This window comes from Klebsiella sp. YJ (genome assembly GCF_002108615.1).
GTDB classification, from domain to species: domain Bacteria; phylum Pseudomonadota; class Gammaproteobacteria; order Enterobacterales; family Enterobacteriaceae; genus Klebsiella; species Klebsiella planticola.
Genome location: NZ_MTEG01000049.1, coordinates 1 through 16,672, shown reverse-complemented (window position 1 = coordinate 16,672; position 16,672 = coordinate 1). Strand labels below are relative to the sequence as shown.

General features: G+C 55.2%; 17 protein-coding genes and 1 tRNA gene. 9 read left to right on the top strand and 9 right to left on the bottom strand.

The window, feature by feature from the left end:
* Positions 1-189: 189 nt before the first annotated feature.
* A tRNA-Ser gene (locus BV390_RS28655) sits at positions 190-277 on the bottom strand.
* A 268-nt stretch (positions 278-545) separates the two neighbouring features.
* Between BV390_RS28655 and ghrA the strand changes: the two genes are divergently transcribed.
* The 5 genes from ghrA to ymdB all read left to right on the top strand — a co-directional run bounded on the left by ghrA (position 546) and on the right by ymdB (position 4,303).
* Complete coding sequence (gene ghrA, locus BV390_RS28650; RefSeq protein WP_032700315.1) at positions 546-1,484, top strand: glyoxylate/hydroxypyruvate reductase GhrA; 939 nt, start codon at positions 546-548, stop codon at positions 1,482-1,484.
* An 84-nt stretch (positions 1,485-1,568) separates the two neighbouring features.
* A complete protein-coding gene (locus tag BV390_RS28645) occupies positions 1,569-2,306 on the top strand; it encodes a phosphatase (RefSeq protein ID WP_032688389.1) in 738 nt (245 codons plus the stop codon).
* A 22-nt stretch (positions 2,307-2,328) separates the two neighbouring features.
* Positions 2,329-2,883: a TorD/DmsD family molecular chaperone gene (locus BV390_RS28640; protein WP_032695726.1), complete on the top strand. Its 555-nt coding sequence runs from the start codon at positions 2,329-2,331 to the stop codon at positions 2,881-2,883.
* A 102-nt stretch (positions 2,884-2,985) separates the two neighbouring features.
* Positions 2,986-3,480, top strand: a complete 495-nt coding sequence (locus tag BV390_RS28635) for a DUF1097 domain-containing protein (RefSeq protein ID WP_094898267.1) — start codon at positions 2,986-2,988, stop codon at positions 3,478-3,480.
* Positions 3,481-3,769: 289 nt separating this feature from the next.
* The gene (gene ymdB, locus BV390_RS28630) at positions 3,770-4,303 is read left to right on the top strand and encodes an O-acetyl-ADP-ribose deacetylase (protein WP_032695728.1); all 534 of its coding nucleotides are present in this window, start codon (positions 3,770-3,772) and stop codon (positions 4,301-4,303) included.
* Between the two features lie 57 nt (positions 4,304-4,360).
* Here ymdB and mdoC read toward each other — a convergent pair whose 3' ends face one another.
* Positions 4,361-5,521 carry a glucans biosynthesis protein MdoC gene (gene mdoC, locus BV390_RS28625; RefSeq protein ID WP_032688385.1) on the bottom strand — a complete coding sequence of 387 codons (1,161 nt, stop codon included), beginning with the start codon at positions 5,519-5,521 and terminating at the stop codon, positions 4,361-4,363.
* Between the two features lie 252 nt (positions 5,522-5,773).
* Between mdoC and mdoG the strand changes: the two genes are divergently transcribed.
* The 3 genes from mdoG (at position 5,774) to BV390_RS28610 (ending at position 10,142) form a co-directional block, all read left to right on the top strand.
* Positions 5,774-7,327: a glucans biosynthesis protein MdoG gene (gene mdoG, locus BV390_RS28620; protein ID WP_004860475.1), complete on the top strand. Its 1,554-nt coding sequence runs from the start codon at positions 5,774-5,776 to the stop codon at positions 7,325-7,327.
* Entirely contained in the window at positions 7,320-9,848 is a 2,529-nt protein-coding gene (gene mdoH / locus BV390_RS28615) for a glucans biosynthesis glucosyltransferase MdoH (protein WP_032695729.1), read from the top strand. Before mdoG ends, mdoH begins: the two co-directional genes overlap by 8 nt.
* Before the next feature lie 66 nt (positions 9,849-9,914).
* The gene (locus tag BV390_RS28610; protein WP_004860481.1) at positions 9,915-10,142 is read left to right on the top strand and encodes a YceK/YidQ family lipoprotein; all 228 of its coding nucleotides are present in this window, start codon (positions 9,915-9,917) and stop codon (positions 10,140-10,142) included.
* On the opposite strand, the gene BV390_RS28605 is transcribed toward BV390_RS28610, so the two are convergent.
* The 3 genes from BV390_RS28605 to BV390_RS28590 form a co-directional block, all read right to left on the bottom strand.
* Complete coding sequence (locus BV390_RS28605) at positions 10,143-10,529, bottom strand: MysB family protein (protein ID WP_004860482.1); 387 nt, start codon at positions 10,527-10,529, stop codon at positions 10,143-10,145. It abuts the gene before it with no gap.
* A 92-nt stretch (positions 10,530-10,621) separates the two neighbouring features.
* Positions 10,622-11,872, bottom strand: coding sequence for a multidrug efflux MFS transporter MdtG (gene mdtG / locus BV390_RS28600; protein ID WP_085397588.1), 1,251 nt, complete (start codon positions 11,870-11,872; stop codon positions 10,622-10,624).
* A 153-nt stretch (positions 11,873-12,025) separates the two neighbouring features.
* Positions 12,026-12,946, bottom strand: a complete 921-nt coding sequence (locus BV390_RS28590; protein ID WP_032688382.1) for a Kdo(2)-lipid IV(A) acyltransferase — start codon at positions 12,944-12,946, stop codon at positions 12,026-12,028.
* Between the two features lie 210 nt (positions 12,947-13,156).
* Here BV390_RS28590 and trhO point away from each other — a divergent pair, with 210 nt between their 5' ends.
* Positions 13,157-14,221, top strand: a complete 1,065-nt coding sequence (gene trhO / locus BV390_RS28585) for an oxygen-dependent tRNA uridine(34) hydroxylase TrhO (RefSeq protein ID WP_004860488.1) — start codon at positions 13,157-13,159, stop codon at positions 14,219-14,221.
* On the opposite strand, the gene BV390_RS28580 is transcribed toward trhO, so the two are convergent.
* The 4 genes from BV390_RS28580 to dinI form a co-directional block, all read right to left on the bottom strand.
* Positions 14,207-14,320, bottom strand: a complete 114-nt coding sequence (locus BV390_RS28580; protein WP_004860490.1) for a YceO family protein — start codon at positions 14,318-14,320, stop codon at positions 14,207-14,209. The genes trhO and BV390_RS28580 overlap by 15 nt on opposite strands.
* A 76-nt stretch (positions 14,321-14,396) precedes the next feature.
* The gene (gene solA / locus BV390_RS28575) at positions 14,397-15,515 is read right to left on the bottom strand and encodes an N-methyl-L-tryptophan oxidase (protein ID WP_085397587.1); all 1,119 of its coding nucleotides are present in this window, start codon (positions 15,513-15,515) and stop codon (positions 14,397-14,399) included.
* A gap of 125 nt (positions 15,516-15,640) precedes the next feature.
* Positions 15,641-15,895: a biofilm formation regulator BssS gene (gene bssS, locus BV390_RS28570; protein ID WP_004860493.1), complete on the bottom strand. Its 255-nt coding sequence runs from the start codon at positions 15,893-15,895 to the stop codon at positions 15,641-15,643.
* Between the two features lie 388 nt (positions 15,896-16,283).
* Positions 16,284-16,535, bottom strand: coding sequence for a DNA damage-inducible protein I (gene dinI / locus BV390_RS28565; protein WP_064385099.1), 252 nt, complete (start codon positions 16,533-16,535; stop codon positions 16,284-16,286).
* Positions 16,536-16,672 lie beyond the last annotated feature (137 nt).

Genomic DNA, 16,672 nt, shown 5'->3' with positions numbered 1-16,672 from the left:
TTTAAATATGGCGGTGAGGGGGGGATTGACTCGCTTTGCTCGCCCTGCGGGCAGTCTGTTCGCTACGCTCTCAGTCTGTCCAACTGGCTGTCGCCAGTTGTCGACCCCCGGTCGGGGATTCTCATCCCCCGCAGGCGTGCAACATGCAAAAAAAAAGCCCGCATTTTCATGCGAGCTCTTCTTAAAATATGGCGGTGAGGGGGGGATTCGAACCCCCGATACGTTGCCGTATACACACTTTCCAGGCGTGCTCCTTCAGCCACTCGGACACCTCACCATATTGTCGCTCCCGTTGTTGCCGGGAACGGGCGCTAATTTAGGGAAATACGTATCTCTCGTCAATCAACTTTTTCAAAAAACAGCGTATTTAGACAAACTTCGCGCAACTTGCTTTTTTAATGCGCGACAATCGTTTTTTTTGTCGCCACCCGCTTTTTATTCGATAGAAAAATGAAATTTGCTATGCTGGCAATCCAATAGAAAACAATAAGTAAAATACGGCGCCAGGGTCAACCTGCAACCCGCGCCCGCGATCAGGAGCCATGATGGACATAATCTTTTATCACCCGACATTTGATACCGCTTACTGGATTGCCGAGCTGGAAAAGCAGCTGCCGGGGGCGCGCGTACGTGAATGGAAGTCCGGCGATACTCAGCATGCGGACTATGCGCTGGTCTGGCATCCGCCGGTGGAAATGCTGCAGGGGCGGGACTTAAAAGCCGTTTTTGCTCTCGGCGCTGGCGTCGATTCTATTCTGAGTAAACTCCGTGAGCACCCGGAAATGCTGCCGATGTCGATTCCACTCTTTCGCCTCGAAGACACCGGAATGGGTCAGCAGATGCAAGAGTATGCGGTGAGTCAGGTGCTGCACTGGTTCCGTCGCTTCGACGATTACCAGGCATTAAAACAGCAGGCCCGCTGGCAGCCGCTGGAGGACTATCGTCGCGAAGAGTTTACCATCGGGATAATGGGCGCGGGCGTGCTCGGTTCGAAAGTGGCGGAAGCGCTGCAGGTATGGGGGTTTCCACTGCGGAGCTGGAGCCGTAGTCGTAAATCCTGGCCTCAGGTGCAAAGCTTTGCCGGTCAGGAGGAGCTGGGCGACTTCCTCGGCGCTACGCGGGTGCTGATCAACCTGCTGCCGAACACGGCGGAAACCGTCGGCATTATTAACCAGAGACTGTTGGCGCAGCTTCCGGATAACAGCTATGTTCTCAATCTGGCACGCGGCGTTCATGTGGTCGAAGCGGATCTGCTGGCGGCACTGAATAGCGGTAAGCTTAAAGGCGCGATGCTGGATGTCTTCAGCCGCGAGCCATTACCGGCGGAAAGCCCGCTGTGGGCGCATCCTCGGGTGGCGATGACGCCACATGTCGCTGCAGTCACGCGTCCGCAGGAAGCGATCGCCTATATTGCCGGCACCATTGGTCGGCTGGAGCGCGGGGAAGCGGTGAACGGGCAGGTCGACCGTCAGCGCGGCTACTAAGAGAAAACCCCGCTGTGGCGGGGTTTTGCTAATCATGCGTCCTGATTCCTGCTATTCTTGCCACAAACAGAGAAGGAGATTGTGATGTATCCTGTTGACCTGCATATGCATACCGTCGCCAGTACCCACGCCTACAGTACCCTGCACGATTATATTGCTGAAGCAAAGCGTAAGGGGATCAAACTTTTCGCCATTACCGACCATGGTCCGGATATGGCCGATGCTCCGCACTACTGGCATTTCGTCAATATGCGCATCTGGCCGCGGATGGTCGACGGCGTTGGTATTTTACGCGGTATTGAAGCCAACATAAAAAATACCCAGGGCGAAATTGACTGCACCGGGCCGATGCTGACCTCACTGGACCTGTTTATTGCGGGCTTCCATGAGCCGGTTTTCCCGCCGCAGGATAAAGCCACCCATACTGAAGCGATGATCGCCACGATGGCGAGCGGCGCGGTACATATTATTAGCCATCCGGGTAATCCGAAATACCCCGTCGATATTCCGGCGATAGCCGCCGCAGCGGCAAAATACCAGGTGGCGCTGGAAATCAACAACTCATCCTTCGTCTCGTCACGTGTGGGCAGCGAAGATAACTGCCGGGCGATTGCCGCCGCCGTACGCGATGCCGGAGGTTGGGTCGCGCTGGGATCGGATTCGCATACCGCATTTACGCTCGGCGAGTTCAAAGAGTGTCGTAAGATCCTCGATGATGTGCACTTCCCCGAAGAGCGGATCCTTAACGTGTCCCCGCGTCGGCTGTTGAATTTCCTTGAGTCTCGCGGGATGCCGGCGATCCCTGAATTTGCCGATCTTTAATATGAATAACTGGAAAAATTGAATGAACGAGTTTTCAATCCTCTGCCGCGTGCTGGGCTCTTTGTACTACCGTCAGCCGCAGGATCCGCTGCTGGTCCCGCTGTTTACCCTGATCCGTGAAGGGAAGTTGGCGGCGAGCTGGCCGCTGGAGCAGGATGAGCTGCTGGAACGTCTGCAAAAAAGCTGCGACGTGCAACCGCTGGCCGCCGATTACAATGCGCTGTTTGTCGGTGAAGAGTGCAGCGTTCCTCCTTATCGTAGCGCGTGGGTTGACGGGGCAAGCGAAGCTGAAGTTCGCGGTTTCTTCAGCGAGCACGGGATCCCGAGCGGAGAAGGTCAGGCCGACCACATTGGGTCACTGCTGCTGGCCGCCTCCTGGCTTGAAGATCATCCTACGGAAGAGGAAAGCGAAACGCTGGAAACGCTGTTTGCTGACTACATTCTGCCGTGGTGCGGGGTTTTCCTCGGCAAAGTCGAGGCGCATGCCGGTACCCCTTTCTGGCGGACGATGGCACCTCTGACGCGGGAAGCGCTCTCCGCCATGTGGGATGAACTGCAGGAAGAAGCGGAAGAATAAATGTGATTTTTGTCACGTTTTTGTTGCAATGAAAAGTATTATCTTGCATATAACGTGCTTCAGATCTCATTTGGCGGGCGCGTATCTGCTATGATACGCGCCATGAACATACTCCTCGCAATCGCAATAACGACAGGCATTCTCTCCGGAATCTGGGGATGGGTGGCGGTCGCGCTTGGCCTGTTGAGCTGGGCGGGCTTTCTGGGCTGCACGGCCTATTTCGCTTGCCCGCAGGGCGGGCTAAAAGGGTTGCTGATCTCAACTTGTACGGTAATGAGCGGTGTGGTGTGGGCGCTGGTTATTATTTACGGCAGCGCGCTGGCGCCGCATCTTGAAATCCTCGGCTATATGATGACCGGGGGCGTGGCGTTCCTGATGTGTATTCAGGCTCGTCAGCTGCTGCTCTCCTTTGTCCCAGGCACTTTTATTGGCGCCTGCGCCACGTTTGCCGGCGACGGTAACTGGCGGCTGGTCGTACCTTCGCTGGCACTAGGGCTGGTGTTTGGTTACGCGATGAAAAATTGCGGGCTATGGCTGGCCGCGCGTGCGCGGAAAAACAAATCCCCATTAGTGAACGAAACGCCCGACCAGGCATAAGCTGATTTCGCCCGCATAATAAACAGGACCTCAGGTCCTGTTTTTCTTTCTGCCTGTACTGTTCTGCCTGTACTGTTCTGGCTGTTCAGACCGGTGGCCCGTCGGCCCGACTCATGGGGGAGCCCCGCGACGAAACCGCAACGTCAAGAGATATTAACCCGCAACATAGCCTTGCTATCCTCCGGACAGGTTATAACCAGCCGCAGCTTCCCGGACTTTCGTCGGGCGGGCTATCGTGCCATATTACCCACTATGCTTTATGTAAAGACGTTTGCCGACAGGAGGCGAAATGACTGTTAAACCTGAGGTTATTCTCGGCGACATCACTACGCTTGACGTCGATGTTATCGTCAATGCCGCCAATCCCTCGCTGCTTGGCGGCGGGGGCGTGGACGGCGCAATCCATCGTGCAGCCGGGCCGGAGCTCCTTGCCGCTTGTCAGGTCGTCCGGCAACAACAAGGCGAGTGCCCTCCTGGTCATGCGGTGATTACTACCGCGGGTCAGCTGCCGGCTAGCGCGGTGATCCATGCCGTCGGGCCCGTCTGGCAGGGCGGCGGTCATCAGGAGGCTGAACTGCTTGCTGATGCGTATCGAAACAGCCTGCAGTTGGCGTCGGCGAACAGCTACCGCTCGATTGCCTTCCCGGCCATCAGTACCGGGGTATATGGATATCCTAAGCAGGCGGCGGCGGAAATCGCCGTGCAGACGGTCAGCGCCTTTCTGACGCGTTACAACCCTCTGGAGCGCGTCTGCTTTGTCTGTTTCGATGAGGAGACCGCGGATATTTATCGGCGCTTGCTTGAGCCCCGCCGCGGTGCGTGAAAGTGGGGGCACCCCGACCACCCGCCGCCTGACATCAGCAGGCGAGCGGGCGGGCGATCAGCCTGCGGACACTTGAGTCTTAGCCGCTTTCGGCTGGAATTTCCCCGAAAAGAGAAAGCGTAACAGGGGGATGCGCAGATGGATTTCATACAGCACCAGCGCAATACCGACCACGAAGACTAAGCCAGCAATAAACCCCAGCGCATTGGATTTGATCGCTGGCGCCAGCCATGCGCCATAAAGCAGGGTAAGCGGGTGGTGCACCAGATAAATGAACAGTGAAGCATTAACAAAATAGGTCACCCGCGCCGACTGAAAGTTCAGCAGACGGTGGCCGAGAGAAAAGACCACGTTCACCATCCACAGACCCAGTACCATGGTAATGACCGACTCGGTTTCATACATCCAGCCATCACCAGAACCATATTGCTGATTCAGGCGATAGGCGATAAAGCCTAGCAGCGCACCGACGAAGCACCATGGCGACGGGGTGGTAAACATCGTTTTTAAGCGCGGATTGATAAATACCTGGGCGCCAAGAATGAAGAAGGGCAGGTAAAACAGAGTCTGCATTACGATGAAATTAAACAGGCCGTTGCTGAGCAAGGGGGCATAAAGGACAAACAGCGAGCGGCGGATCACCGCGTAAAGCACGCCGAGCGCCAGAAAAATCATCGATAGCTGACCTAATGTGACGGTGTCACCAAAGGTTGACGCCTTGCCTGAGCGGCGGCCGGTCAGCCACCGAAACAGCACGACGCCCAGAGACGTCAGCACCACCAGCACCAGTAAAAACCACAGGTGAGAAACCAGTTCCCACGCCAGAGTATTGAATTTGTCGTAACCCGAGAGGGTGTGCCAGTTTTCGGCCTTGCCGTTAACGTACTGCAGCATGATGAACTGCGGCAGCGTCAGCAGAGGGATGGCGGTCAACATAGGAATGCCGACACGCTCAACGCGCACTTTCCACCACTTCTTCAGCGGATAACGTAAAAAAAGCATGTAGGAAAAGTAGCCAGAAATGACAAAGAAGACCTGCATGCGAAAAGCATGGATAAAATCGTTAAACAGCGTCAGCCACCAGGAGGGCTCGAGGCTATTCACATGCCAGCTGTGGCTGGAATAGATCAGTGATATATGAAAAGGGATCCCCAGTAGCATCAGCCAGGCGCGGATGCTATCGAAGAAATATTCACGTTGTACTGGCGTATTATTCATACAATATCACTACATTCTCGGACAATTCGTCTTATCACTCAACGTGATAACGTTTAAATTCTCAACAACCCTACATCAACTCTGGATACCTGTCTCCAGGATAAGTACGTAAAGTACCAATGTGACAGTTAACTGCCTATTACCTGCGCCGCTAAGGTGAACAAAGCAGGGATTATGTTGTCGGATTGCCTGAATTACCATTAAAATAGATCGGATCGATTTAAGCACACAAAGGGGGAAGTGCTTACTTATATGAAACTTAAACCACAGATGATGAAAATGCGCTGGTTAAGCGCAGCCGTAATGTTGTCCCTGTGTACTTCATCTGCATGGGCGTTTAGCATTGATGACGTTGCAAAACAGGCCAAAGCGTTAGCCGGGAAAGGCTATGAAGCGCCGAAGAGCAACCTGCCCTCCGCTTTCCGCGACATGAAATACGCGGACTACCAGCAAATCCAGTTTAATCACGATAAGGCTTACTGGAACAATCAGAAAACCCCATTCAAACTAGAGTTTTATCATCAGGGCATGTACTTCGACACGCCGGTCACCATTAACGAAGTGACGGCAAGCAGCGTGCGTAAGATTAAATATAATCCGGATTACTTTAATTTTGGCAGCGTCCAGCATGATAAAGATACGGTGAAAGACCTGGGCTTCGCCGGTTTCAAAGTACTGTACCCGATCAACAGCAAAGATAAGAACGACGAAATCGTCAGCATGCTCGGCGCCAGCTACTTCCGTGTTCTGGGCCAGGGCCAGGTGTACGGGCTTTCCGCGCGCGGCCTGGCTATCGATACCGCGCTGCCTTCCGGCGAAGAATTCCCTCGTTTTCGTGAGTTCTGGATTGAGCATCCAAAAGCCACGGACAAGCGTTTGACTATTTATGCACTGCTTGACTCCCCACGTGCGACCGGCGCCTATCGTTTTGTGATTATGCCGGGCCGCGATACCGTCGTTGATGTGCAGTCTAAAGTGTACCTGCGTGACAAAGTCGGCAAGCTAGGCGTTGCGCCGCTGACCAGCATGTTCCTGTTCGGGCCGAATCAACCCTCTCCGGCGACCAACTATCGTCCGGCGCTGCATGATTCTAACGGCCTGTCGATTCTTGCCGGTAACGGCGAGTGGATCTGGCGTCCGCTGAACAATCCGAAGCATCTGGCCGTCAGCAGCTATGCGATGGAAAATCCGCAGGGCTTTGGCCTGCTGCAGCGCGGCCGTCAGTTCTCGCGCTTTGAGGACCTCGACGACCGTTACGATCTGCGCCCGAGCGCCTGGATCACTCCGAAAGGCGACTGGGGTAAAGGGAAAATCGAACTGGTTGAAATCCCGACCAATGACGAAACCAACGACAACATCGTGACTTACTGGACGCCGGATCAGCTGCCGGAACCGGGTAAGGAGATGAACTTCAAATACTCGATTACCTTCAGCCGCGATGAAGACAAACTGCACGCGCCGGATAACGCCTATGTGATGCAGACCCGCCGTTCTACCGGTGATGTGAAGCAGTCGAACCTGATTCGTCAGCCGGATGGCACCATTGCCTTTATCGTTGACTTCACCGGCGCTGAAATGAAAAAAATGCCGTCAGATACGCCGGTAACGGCGCAGGCGAGCATCGGTGATAACGCGGAAATTGTCGAGAATACCGTGCGTTATAACCCGGTCACTAAGGGCTGGCGTATGGTTCTGCGTGTGAAGGTGAAAGATCCGAAGAAAACCACGGAAATGCGCGCTGCGCTGGTCAATGCTGACCAGACGCTGAGTGAAACCTGGAGCTATCAGCTGCCTGCCAATGAATAAGATAACCAAGTACATTGACGCGTTGCCGCTGTCTGAGGCTGAAAAAGCCGCGCTGCCTGATACCAGCCTGCAGGCGGTACATGAAGCGCTGGACGCCGATCATCATGCTTTTGTTCGTGAAGACGATTCCCCACTGGGTTCCGTGAAATCCCGACTGGAACATAGCTGGCCAGACTCCCTGGCCGGTAACCAGCTGATAAAAGATGATGAAGGGCGTACTCAGCTCAACGCAATGCCGAAAGCAAAACGCTCCTCAATGTTCCCGGACCCGTGGCGCACCAACCCGGTTGGGCGTTTCTGGGATCGGTTACGCGGACGTGATGTCACCCCGCGCTATCTTTCTCGCCTGACCAAAGAAGAGCAGGAGAGCGAGCAGAAGTGGCGTACCGTCGGGACCATCCGTCGCTACATCCTGCTGCTGCTGACGCTGGCGCAGACCGTTGTCGCAACCTGGTACATGAAAACCATCCTGCCGTATCAGGGATGGGCGCTCATCAACCCGGCTGACATGGTCGGGCAGAATCTGTGGATTTCCTTCATGCAGCTGCTGCCGTATATGCTGCAAACCGGGATCCTGATCCTTTTCGCGGTCCTTTTCTGTTGGGTTTCGGCCGGTTTCTGGACCGCGCTGATGGGCTTCCTGCAGCTGCTGATGGGGCGCGATAAATACAGTATTTCCGCCTCAACCGTCGGCGATGAACCGCTTAACCCGCAACACCGTACGGCGCTGATCATGCCGATCTGCAACGAAGACGTCGATCGCGTATTCGCTGGCCTGCGTGCCACCTGGGAGTCGGTGAAGGCGACAGGGCAACAGCAGCACTTCGACGTGTATATCCTGAGTGACAGCTACAACCCGGATATCTGCGTTGCCGAGCAGAAAGCGTGGATGGAGCTGATTGCGGAAGTGCAGGGCGAGGGGCAGATTTTCTATCGCCGTCGTCGTCGTCGCGTGAAGCGTAAGAGTGGTAACATCGATGACTTCTGCCGTCGCTGGGGCAGCCAGTATAGCTATATGGTGGTGCTGGATGCTGACTCGGTGATGACCGGTGAATGTCTGACCGGGCTGGTGCGTCTGATGGAAGCGAACCCGAATGCCGGGATCATCCAGTCCTCGCCGCGCGCCTCTGGTATGGACACCCTGTATGCCCGTTGCCAGCAGTTTGCGACCCGCGTTTACGGTCCGCTGTTCACCGCCGGCCTGCACTTCTGGCAGCTTGGCGAATCCCACTACTGGGGCCACAACGCCATTATTCGCGTGAAGCCGTTTATCGAGCACTGCGCGCTGGCGCCGCTGCCGGGAGAAGGTTCATTTGCCGGGTCGATTCTGTCGCACGACTTCGTGGAAGCGGCGCTGATGCGTCGTGCCGGCTGGGGGGTGTGGATAGCCTACGATCTGCCGGGCTCTTATGAAGAACTGCCGCCGAACCTGCTGGACGAACTGAAGCGTGACCGCCGCTGGTGCCACGGTAACCTGATGAACTTCCGTCTGTTCCTGGTCAAAGGCATGCACCCGGTGCACCGTGCGGTGTTCCTGACCGGCGTCATGTCCTACCTGTCGGCGCCGCTGTGGTTCATGTTCCTCGCCCTGTCGACCGCGCTACAGGTTGTACATGCGCTGACTGAGCCACAGTATTTCCTGCAGCCGCGGCAGCTGTTCCCGGTATGGCCGCAGTGGCGTCCGGAGCTGGCGATTGCGCTGTTCGCCTCGACAATGGTGCTGCTGTTCCTGCCGAAATTGCTGAGTATTATTCTGGTGTGGTGCAAAGGTTCAAAAGAGTACGGCGGCTTTATTCGCGTCACGCTCTCTTTGCTGCTGGAAGTCCTCTTCTCGGTACTGCTGGCGCCGGTGCGCATGCTGTTCCACACCGTGTTTGTGGTCAGCGCGTTCCTCGGTTGGGAAGTGGTGTGGAACTCTCCGCAGCGTGATGATGACTCCACCCCATGGGGTGAAGCCTTTATGCGCCATGGTTCGCAGCTGCTACTGGGGCTGGTGTGGGCGGTCGGGATGGCGTGGCTGGATCTGCGTTTCCTGTTCTGGCTGGCGCCGATTGTCTTCTCGCTGATCCTGTCGCCGTTCGTGTCGGTGATTTCCAGTCGGGCTACCGTGGGCCTGCGTACCAAACGCTGGAAGCTGTTCCTGATCCCGGAAGAGTATTCCCCGCCGCAGGTGTTGAAGGATACCGATGCGTATCTGACCCTGAACCGTCAGCGTTCCCTTGACGATGGGTTTATGCACGCCGTGTTTAACCCGTCCTTCAACGCGCTGGCGACGGCAATGGCGACGGCACGTCACCGCCACGGTCAAATTCTGGATATCGCCCGCGAACGTCACGTTGAACAGGCGCTGAACGAGACGCCCGACAAACTCAATCGCGACCGTCGTCTGGTGCTGTTGAGCGACCCGGTCACCCTGTCACGTTTGCACTATCGCGTGTGGGCCGCGCCGGAGAAATACTCTTCGTGGGTGAGCGCCTATCAGCAGGTGACGCTCAACCCGCTGGCGTTGAAAACGAAATAAGCGGTATGTGAAGGAAAATACCGGCAATATTGCCGGTATTTTTTTATCTGAGAATTGAGGTAGCAGATGAGAATTTTACTGGTTATCGCCATGGCGCTGCTGCTCAGCGGCTGCGGCAGTATTATTAGCCGCACGGTGCCGGGGCAGGGGCATGGGAATCAGTATTACCCCGGCGTGCAGTGGGATGTGCGCGATTCGTCATGGCGATACATCACCATTCTCGATCTGCCTTTTTCGCTGGTGTTCGATACGTTGCTGTTGCCGCTTGATGCCAGCCACGGTCCGTATAACTAATCAGCGTTCATCCCACTCATCGGCGGCAGTCTGACCCTCTTCGGTATCCAGAGAGGGTTCCAGCTGAAATTCTCCTTCGTCCCACTCATGCAGCGTATTCTCTTCCAGCCACTCCTGACGCAGCTCTATCTCGTCATAATCCCCGTCAAAAACGCTTTGTGCCGCTTCGCCGCTTAACATCGGCAGGCATTCGCCTTCTTCATCTTCGTCGGCAAAAAATTCGGCCTGCCAGGCGATATCGCCATCCTGCAGAACGTACTTTTGGATATTCAACTGCTCAACGTTGGCACTCTCCTCGTCGCTATCCGGATTATTGACCAGGAACTCTTCGCGGGCCGCATCGATAGCTTCTTCGAGCGTGGCATAGAAAATCGAATCCTTTGGCATAGATAACCCCCTAAGAAGAATGAAAAATGGACACGATTCAATCTATAGAAGGCGGTGAGCGTTGCGTCAAGGAGAAGGCGACGCTGTTGAACTTAATTTACCGAACGGCCGCCCGAGTCCGCGTTCTGCGCGCGTTCATCAGCGGAAGGGCGTCGCAAGCTAAGGGTGGAATAGATAACGTTGAACAGAACGACCGCCGCGGTGACAAAAAAGACCGCCCGGAAACCATAGCTGGCAGACACCGATGCGCCGATCAATGGGCCGGTGACGTTGCCGATATCGCGAAATGACTGGTTATAGCTAAAAATGCGCCCGGCCACCTGGCTGGTTGAGTTGTACACCAGCAGCGTCTGGACGGCCGGCAGCAGCGCGCCGTCGGCGGCACCCAGCAGAAAACGTAAAATAGCTAGCTGCAGCGGGGTCTGGACGAACGACATCGGAATCAGCAGCAGAACGGAGACCATCAGCGCGACGATAAGGATTTTTTCCGGCCCGATACGATCCCCGAGCTTACCGAGGCGCGGGGCGCTGATCAGCGCCGCCACGCCCGGGACTGAAGCAATCATTCCGCTGATAAAGGCGATATTCCCGACGTCTCCGGCCAGGTCTCGTACGTAGAGGGTCAGAATCGGGGCGATTGAGCCGGTGGCGACCTGAATAATCATCGTGGTGACAAACAGACTCAAGACCAGCTTTGGGCTTTTCAGGGACGAAAAGACATTCCGGGCATTAAGCATCTCTTTCTTCGCGACCGGGACGAACTGCTCGCGGATGAAAAACAGCGTCAGGATAAAACAGACGAGCAGGACGCTGGCGGTGAGAAAGAAGACGGTGCGCAGTCCCCAGTGGTCGGCAAGAAAGCCGCCCGCCAGCGGGCCAAGGAGCGCGCCGCTCACGGCTCCGGTGGAGAGCGTACCCAGCGCCCAGCCGCTCTTCTGGCGAGGAATCTGGGTGGCGATCAGGGCATTCGCATTGGGAATAAACCCCCCCAACAGCCCCAGCAAGGCCCGTAGTATCAGAAACTGCCAGATGTTTTGCGCCAGCCCCATCAACATCATGACGATAGCCATCCCCAGCGCGGAGCGCAGCAGCATAATTTTGCGCCCTTTGCGATCGGCCAGACCGCCCCAGAAAGGAGAGGCAACGGCGGAGAACAAGAAGGTAATGCTGAATACCAGTCCTGACCACATATTCAGGGCGCTGTGGCCCGTCACGCCAAGCTGCTCGACGTAGAGCGGGAGAAAGGGCATGACCAGGCTAAAGGCGGCGCCGGTCAAAAAACAGCCGAGCCAGGTGACGGTGAGATTTCGTTTCCAGTTAATCGGACTATCTGCAGACGACATAGGCTTCCATGGGCCTGCGATGCAGGACAAAAAAAGAAAAGGTGAGCCTGCTAATTATGCGCCTGAGTAACGATCATCGCAATGGTGGAGAGCGCTTAAAGCTAAAGCGGAAAGGTGCCTCCGGCCAGTATCGGGCTGCCGGAGGAAGCACACTTAATAGCGCGAAGGTACGCCGGGCGGGCGGGTCTTAAAGCGGCGGTGCAGCCACATATATTGCTCCGGCGCCATCAGGATGCATTTCTCGACGATGCGGTTCATCCAGGCAGCGGTCGTTTCCGCATCATCAAGCGGCGGATCGCACTCCGGCGGCAGAATAATCAGCTCATAACCTTTACCGTCGGGTTTACGTCGCGGAACGAACGGAACAATGCAGGCTTTCGACATCTTTGCCAGCATCCAGGTCCCCGACGTCGTTGCCGCCTGGTCGACGGCAAAGAGCGGCACGAATACGCTGGCGGCCGGGCCGTAGTCGTGGTCCGGCGCATACCAGATCACTTCGCCTTTTTTCAGCGCGCGAATCATCCCTTTCAGATCTTTACGGTCGATCATATCTTTATTCGAACGCAGCCGGCCCCAGGTTTGCAGCCAGTCAATGACCGGGTTGTCATTCGGACGGTAGACGCCGATGCCGGGTTCGTTGATGCCAAACATCCGCGCCCCCATTTCCAGCGTCAGGAAGTGGATGCCGATCAGCAGAATGCCGCGCTGTTGCGCCTGAACTTCCCGGATATGCTCGACGCCGATGGAGTCGGTCCAGCGCGCAATACGCCGGGTCGGCCAGAACCAGGCCATCCCGGTCTCCATTAAACCCATTCCCACCGATTCGAAGTTTTGCACCACCATCTGATGGCGCTCATCTTCGCTTTTGTCCGGGAAGCAAAGTTCCAGGTTACGGTAAGCGATTTTGGCGCGGCGTTTCATAAAGCGCATTGCCAGGCGGCCAATCGCATTGCCAAGGCGGTAAATCAGCGGATAGGGAAGCTGAACAACCAGCCACAGCAGGCCAATACCTAGCCAAAGCAGCCAGTAACGCGGATGCAGCAGCGCCGCGGAAAATTTAGGTAAATGGGTCATCTCATACCTGTTTAAATAAGCAACTCATTCTATTATCGCATTTTTTCATGCTTCAGCCAAAACGGCGGTCCCAGTTGGCATTTATTGTTAAACGTGAACCAACGGGAGTGAAATGAATGTAGCGCAAAATGTGGGGATGTAAATTAACGTCGTTTGCTATATGATGCCGGCCGTTTATTTACCTCATTTCCTATGTCGAGCAGGTACACCATGCCAGTGTTACATAACCGCATTTCAAATGAGACGTTAAAAGCGCAGATGTTAGCTGAGAGCGAACCGCGTACAACGATCTCGTTTTATAAATATTTCACCATCGTGGATCCAAAAGCCACGCGCGATGCATTGTGGATTGCCCTGACCAAATTAAACGTGTTTGGTCGTATCTATCTGGCCCACGAAGGGATCAATGCACAAATCAGCGTGCCAGAAAGTCAGGTCGACGCGCTACGCGAGTTTCTCTACGCCTTCGACCCGGCGCTGGATGGCCTGCGGATGAACATTGCGCTGGACGACGACGGAAAATCCTTCTGGGTGCTACGCCTGAAAGTCCGCGATCGTATCGTAGCGGATGGGATCGATGATCCGACGTTTGATGCCTCAGACGTTGGTGATTATCTGAAAGCGGCTGAAGTGAATGCGATGCTGGACGATCCCGATGCGGTGTTTATCGATATGCGTAACCACTACGAATATGAAGTGGGGCATTTTGAGCAGGCGCTGGAAATCCCGGCGGACACGTTCCGCGATCAGCTGCCGAAAGCGGTCGAGATGATGCAGGAACATAAAGATAAAAAAATCGTTATGTACTGCACCGGCGGTATTCGTTGTGAAAAAGCCAGCGCCTGGATGAAGCACAACGGCTTTAGTAAGGTCTGGCACATTGAGGGCGGGATTATTGAATATGCCCGTCGTGCGCGTGAACAGGGGCTGCCGGTACGCTTTATCGGTAAGAACTTTGTCTTTGACGAGCGGATGGGGGAGCGGATTTCCGATGACGTGATTGCCCACTGCCATCAGTGCGGCACCCCGTGTGATAGCCATACTAACTGCCTGAATGACGGCTGCCATCTGCTGTTTATCCAGTGCCCGAGCTGCGCCGAGAAGTTTGCCGGCTGCTGTAGCGAGGCGTGCATGGAAGAGCATAAGCTGCCGGAAGAAGAGCAGCGTCAGCTGCGCGCCGGACGAGAAAACGGCAATAAGATCTTCAACAAATCTCGCGGCCGCCTGAACACGAAGCTGGGGATCCCGGACCCTGAAACCTCAGAAAAACCATAACCAGATAAGATCAACGATCGCCAGCAGCAGCCACAGTGCGAGATAAATCATAAAGTGCTCGCGGACGTTGTTGACCAGTAAATCGTACAGGCGACGCATAAACTCTCTCTGTGATGAACGGCCTCCTCTGAGGCCGTTTTTTATTGCGCAAATCAGGACCGCGCGCAGCGGCCAACTATCGCTGAAAGCGTGCCAGCGAGAACGGGGTCAGGTCGAAGGCTGGCGTCTCGCCCAGGGCAAACTGCATGGCAATTTCTCCCAGCACCGGGGCGAATTTGAAACCATGGCCGCTTAATCCGCTAATCAGCAACGTATCAGGATGCCCGGGAAGGGTGTCGATAATAAAGTCTTCATCCGCCGTATTATCGTAGGTACAGGAGGCGCCATGCAGGCAGCCGCCGATACCGGGCAGAACGTTACGCAGGAAGCTGAACGACTCGGAGCCGTCGGTGGCCACCGCGCCAAACGGCGTGCGTTCTTCCGGCGCGGAGATCAGCTGCCCGCCGTTGTGCTTACCGATCTTCAGTTCATTGTCTTCCGCCGGGAAACCATAGAACTGATCGCCGTTCGGCAGCTCACCGGTAAATGCCGGGAAGTGGTTTTTAGTGCTGTAACGTCCATCAGCCTGGAACCAGGCGAAGATTTTGCGCACCGGCTGGACTGGCAGGTCGGGCAGCAGACGCGTTACCCACGTACCGGCGCTGACCAGCAGTTTCTTGCCGCTGTAGCTGCCATCGGCGGTGTCGATTGTCACGCCATCCGGGTGATGGTGTATGGCGGTAACCGGGCAATTAAACAGCTGAGCGCAGCCCGCCTCGCGCGCGAGACGTATCCAGGTTTCGATGGCCAGCTCGCTGCGTAAAACCCCTGATGCCGGTTCGAATAGGCCACGATAATCTTCCGGTACGCGAATCTCAGGCCAGCGGGCCATGATAGCTGGGGCATCCATCTCTTCAACATCCAGCTGAAACTGTCGGGCGCTGTGCGCAACGTTGCTGAGAAACGTCGAGTTTGCCGGGCCGAGGTTAATCACCCCGGTACGTTCGAAGACGGCCTCGCCGCTGAGGGTAGCAAGCTCATCCCACAGCGTCTGCGCACGCAGCACCAGCGGGACATATCTCTCTCCTTCACCGTAGGCGTGACGGATAAGGCGCGTATTGCCGTGATGGCTGCCTTCCTGATGCGGAGGCGTGTGCGCGTCGGTCATCAGCACGTTGAGTCCAGCCCGGCGGGCATAATAGCCGGCAGCGGCGCCAGTGGAGCCGCTGCCGATAATGATGAGGTCGTATTGCATGGTCTGTTCCGGTTTTTTGCTTTATTAGCAGGGTAATTAACAACCTGCATATATACAAGCCCGAAAATAAAGCAGGCACCCGCAGGTGCCTGTTGAGTTAGCATATATCGATCGCGGCATAATCATTAATGCCTGCGGTACTCGTTTGCCTGGTATTCACCTGATTCTATCTTCGCAATACCTGCTTCCAGGATAGAAATAAATTGACGTGCGACTTCCGTCGTTAGCCATAGCGTCTGGCCAATTTCAGCTTCGTTACTGCTTTCTTGAGTGGGGTTTTGGTAGTGCAGGCGCAACATCATTGCATCGTAGCTATCAACGGTGCTGATGTCCCATCCGACGAGGGGATGGGTCTGGATGACTTCATTATTCTTTTCCATCATAACCCCTTATTCATATGTTAAAAGACAACAATTCTCGAGGTTTAATGCATATTTTTTGAAGCAAGTTAATTATATCAGGTGTTAAGAATAAACTCGAGAAATTAAATTAAACAGGGCGAACTTTCATCTGCTTGGTGATTTTTTGCACAAACTTAGTGCCGCGCATCGTTATTTTTAAAGGAAATAATGAGGAGAAAGAAGAAAAGTCTGAGACTGACACGGGGATAAAAAAGCCGGGGCGACCCGGCAAAAAAAAAGCACAATGAGGGAGCAAATTAAATTTGCTGTACCCGACGCGATGTTCTGGTGGCTTTTGCTTCAGACTGGCCTGTTCTGTTTGTTCAGAGTCAGCGCCACTCTGCTGCGGTATGCCGCCAGAGAGGCGTCAGGATACGTCATGGACAAACCAGTCATCAGCGCTTTCCCAGGTTTCTTGCAGGATTTCGCTTATCCGGTCTTTATCTTCTTTCAGGCCGCCAATGACGGACAAATTGTTACTGGCGGCAAAGCGTACGGTTACCTGGCTTGGATAAGCCGGGAACTGCTGTTCAATGCGTCGGGAGAGTTCGTTATTTAGCGCTTCTAAGGCGCCGTTCGGTAAGGCTGTGGATTTGGCGATAGACACTTCGATGCGCATAATTGCCCCCTGTGTAATATACTGTTTATTTATACAGTGTGCGCCGGGTGACCGGTAGAGATCAAGGGGTGAAAGTCCCCGACCATTGAAGGACCAGCAATCCACAAGGTCCCCGAGTCATGCGTTGCATACCGCGA

Bases quoted from the DNA above. Each gene is read 5' to 3' on its own strand.
- solA (WP_085397587.1), bottom strand. From the start codon at position 15,515: ATGCAATACGACCTCATCATTATCGGCAGCGGCTCCACTGGCGCCGCT.
- mdoH (WP_032695729.1), top strand. From the start codon at position 7,320: ATGAATAAGATAACCAAGTACATTGACGCGTTGCCGCTGTCTGAGGCT.
- BV390_RS28590 (WP_032688382.1), bottom strand. From the start codon at position 12,946: ATGACCCATTTACCTAAATTTTCCGCGGCGCTGCTGCATCCGCGTTAC.
- ghrA (WP_032700315.1), top strand. From the start codon at position 546: ATGGACATAATCTTTTATCACCCGACATTTGATACCGCTTACTGGATT.
- BV390_RS28605 (WP_004860482.1), bottom strand. From the start codon at position 10,529: ATGCCAAAGGATTCGATTTTCTATGCCACGCTCGAAGAAGCTATCGAT.
- ymdB (WP_032695728.1), top strand. From the start codon at position 3,770: ATGACTGTTAAACCTGAGGTTATTCTCGGCGACATCACTACGCTTGAC.
- BV390_RS28640 (WP_032695726.1), top strand. From the start codon at position 2,329: ATGAACGAGTTTTCAATCCTCTGCCGCGTGCTGGGCTCTTTGTACTAC.
- mdtG (WP_085397588.1), bottom strand. From the start codon at position 11,872: ATGTCGTCTGCAGATAGTCCGATTAACTGGAAACGAAATCTCACCGTC.
- BV390_RS28610 (WP_004860481.1), top strand. From the start codon at position 9,915: ATGAGAATTTTACTGGTTATCGCCATGGCGCTGCTGCTCAGCGGCTGC.
- dinI (WP_064385099.1), bottom strand. From the start codon at position 16,535: ATGCGCATCGAAGTGTCTATCGCCAAATCCACAGCCTTACCGAACGGC.
- mdoG (WP_004860475.1), top strand. From the start codon at position 5,774: ATGAAACTTAAACCACAGATGATGAAAATGCGCTGGTTAAGCGCAGCC.
- BV390_RS28580 (WP_004860490.1), bottom strand. From the start codon at position 14,320: ATGCGTCGCCTGTACGATTTACTGGTCAACAACGTCCGCGAGCACTTT.
- trhO (WP_004860488.1), top strand. From the start codon at position 13,157: ATGCCAGTGTTACATAACCGCATTTCAAATGAGACGTTAAAAGCGCAG.
- BV390_RS28635 (WP_094898267.1), top strand. From the start codon at position 2,986: ATGAACATACTCCTCGCAATCGCAATAACGACAGGCATTCTCTCCGGA.
- bssS (WP_004860493.1), bottom strand. From the start codon at position 15,895: ATGGAAAAGAATAATGAAGTCATCCAGACCCATCCCCTCGTCGGATGG.
- mdoC (WP_032688385.1), bottom strand. From the start codon at position 5,521: ATGAATAATACGCCAGTACAACGTGAATATTTCTTCGATAGCATCCGC.
- BV390_RS28645 (WP_032688389.1), top strand. From the start codon at position 1,569: ATGTATCCTGTTGACCTGCATATGCATACCGTCGCCAGTACCCACGCC.